The sequence below is a fragment of the Allokutzneria sp. NRRL B-24872 genome, assembly GCF_002155965.1.
In the GTDB taxonomy this organism is placed as follows: domain Bacteria; phylum Actinomycetota; class Actinomycetes; order Mycobacteriales; family Pseudonocardiaceae; genus Allokutzneria.
The window spans coordinates 1-620 of the sequence record NZ_MUMH01000369.1 but is presented as its reverse complement, the minus strand read 5'-3'; the positions used below and the strand labels follow the sequence as shown (position 1 = coordinate 620).

The window sequence follows — 620 nt, the reverse complement described above, 5'->3', positions numbered from 1 at the left end:
CGGTGGCGTACAACGTGTGGCAGTACTGCCAGGCCAGCGGCGACACCGACTTCCTGTACACCAAGGGCGCGGAGATGCTGGTGCAGATCGCCCGCTTCTGGGCGGACACCGCCGTCATGGATCCGGACCACGGGCGGTACCGCATCCGCGGGGTGGTCGGGCCCGACGAATACCACGACGGCTATCCCGGCACCGACCGCCCCGGGATCGACGACAACGCGTACACCAACGTCACCGCCGCCTGGGTGCTCGACCGGGCCCTGGAGATGGCCCGCACCCTGCCCGAGCCGCGCCGCCGTGAGCTGTTCGAGCGGGTGGGCCTGGACCGCGCGGAGCCGGAGCGCTGGGAGGACGTCTCACGGCGGCTGCTGGTCCCCTTCCACCGGGGCGTCGTCAGCCAGTTCGAGGGCTACGGGGAGCTGGCCGAACTCGACTGGGACGGCTACCGCGCCCGCTACGGCGACGTCCGCCGGCTGGACCGGATCCTGGAGTCCGAGGGCGACTCCGTCAACCGGTACCAGGTGTCCAAGCAGGCCGACGCGCTGATGCTCGGTTACCTCTCGCCCCCGCCGAGCCGCCGGAAGAGGCCCGACAGCTCGGCGGGGGCGAAGAGGTAACCG

The 620-nt window shown here is 71.6% G+C and carries 1 pseudogene; it reads left to right on the top strand.

Annotated elements, in window-relative coordinates:
* Positions 1 to 617 (top strand): annotated as a pseudogene (locus CCN37_RS38110) (glycoside hydrolase family 65 protein); the annotation flags it as partial.
* Positions 618 to 620: the final 3 nt, after the last annotated feature.